Raw genomic sequence first — 1,980 nt, forward strand, 5'->3', positions numbered from 1 at the left:
GTTCTACCTCGAAGGGCAGATCGCATACGCGGTGCCGAAGGACGACGACGGGATGCACGTGTACTGCTCGACGCAGCACCCGAGCGAGATGCAGCACCTCGTCGCGCACGTGCTCGGCGTCGCGTCGCACAACGTACTCGTCGAATGCCGCCGGATGGGCGGCGGGTTCGGCGGCAAGGAATCGCAGTCGGGCCTGTTCGCGTGCTGCGCGGCGCTCGCCGCGTGGAAGCTGCTGTGTCCGGTGAAGCTGCGTCCGGACCGCGACGACGACATGATGATCACCGGCAAGCGGCACGACTTCCATTACCGCTTCGACGTCGGCTACGACGACGACGGCCGCATCGACGGCGTGGCGCTCGACATGACGTCGCGCTGCGGTTTCTCGGCCGACCTGTCGGGCCCGGTGATGACGCGTGCGGTGTGCCACTTCGACAACGCATACTGGCTGGGCGACGTGAACATCGCCGGCTACTGCGGCAAGACCAACACGCAGTCGAACACTGCGTTCCGCGGGTTCGGCGGCCCGCAGGGCGCGTTCGCGATCGAGTACATCCTCGACGACGTCGCGCGTTCGCTCGATCGCGATCCGCTCGACGTCCGCTATGCGAACCTGTACGGCAAGACCGAACGCAACGTCACGCCTTACGGGCAGACGGTCGAGGACAACGTGCTGCAGGAACTGCTCGGCGAACTCGAGGCGACGAGCGACTACCGCGCGCGGCGCGCGGGCGTGCGCGCATTCAATGCGCGCAACACGGTGCTGAAGAAGGGCATCGCGATCACGCCGGTGAAGTTCGGCATTGCGTTCAACGTCACGCACTTCAACCAGGCCGGCGCGCTGGTGCACATCTACACCGACGGCTCGGTGCTCGTGAACCACGGCGGCACGGAGATGGGGCAGGGGCTCAACACGAAGGTCGCGCAGGTCGTCGCGCACGAGCTCGGCATCCGCTTCGGCCGGATCCGCGTGACGGCGACCGACACCAGCAAGGTCGCGAACACGTCCGCGACGGCTGCGTCGACGGGCTCGGACCTGAACGGCAAGGCCGCGCAGGATGCGGCGCGCCAGTTGCGCGAGCGGCTCGCGGTGTTCGCGGCGAAGCAGTTCGGCGACGGCAAGGTCGATGCGGCCGACGTGAAGTTCGGCAACGACTTCGTGTGGGTGGGCGGCAACGGCGTGCCGTTCGGCGAAGTGGTCGCGAAGGCGTACCTCGCGCGCGTGCAGCTGTGGTCCGACGGCTTCTACGCGACGCCGAAGCTGTACTGGGACCAGTCGAAGCTGCAGGGCCGGCCGTTCTACTACTACTCGTACGGCGCGGCCGTGTCGGAAGTGGTGATCGACACGCTGACGGGCGAGATGCGCACGCTGCGCGTCGATGCGCTGCACGACGTGGGTGCGTCGCTGAACCCGGCGCTCGACATCGGCCAGGTCGAAGGCGCGTTCATCCAGGGGATGGGCTGGCTCACGACCGAGGAGCTGTGGTGGAACAAGGGCGGCAAGCTGATGACGCATGCGCCGTCCACGTACAAGATCCCGACGGTGAACGACACGCCGCCCGAATTCAACGTGCAGCTGTTCAAGAACCGCAACGTCGAGGACAGCATCCACCGTTCGAAGGCCGTCGGCGAGCCGCCGCTGCTGCTGCCGTTCTCGGTGTTCTTCGCGGTGCGAGATGCGGTGGCCGCGGTCGGCGACTACAAGGTGAACCCGCCGCTCGATGCGCCGGCCACCGGCGAGTCGATCCTGCGTGCTGTCAGCGCGGTGCGTGCGGCACGCGCCGGTCAGGCAGGCTGAGATGAAACGGCCCGCACGCTTTCTTCGTTCGCTGTCGACCGGAGTTGGCGCTTCAGCGCTTACTCCGGTCCCATGCACGGCTCCCCCCGTGGGGGCGGTCAGCCCCCTTGGGGCGGCCCGGCGGAGGCTGAGATGAAACGACCCCCACGCTCACTTCGTTCGCTGCCCCCCGTGGGGGCGGTCAG

1 protein-coding gene is annotated in these 1,980 nt (G+C 67.6%); it reads left to right on the forward strand.

From position 1 onward, the window contains the following. A partial coding sequence (gene xdhB, locus JYJ84_RS35290) for a xanthine dehydrogenase molybdopterin binding subunit (protein WP_205190181.1) occupies positions 1-1,795 on the forward strand: 1,795 nt, incomplete at its 5' end. Positions 1,796-1,980: the final 185 nt, after the last annotated feature.

The organism is Burkholderia sp. LMG 13014 (genome assembly GCF_905232215.1).
Lineage (GTDB): Bacteria > Pseudomonadota > Gammaproteobacteria > Burkholderiales > Burkholderiaceae > Burkholderia.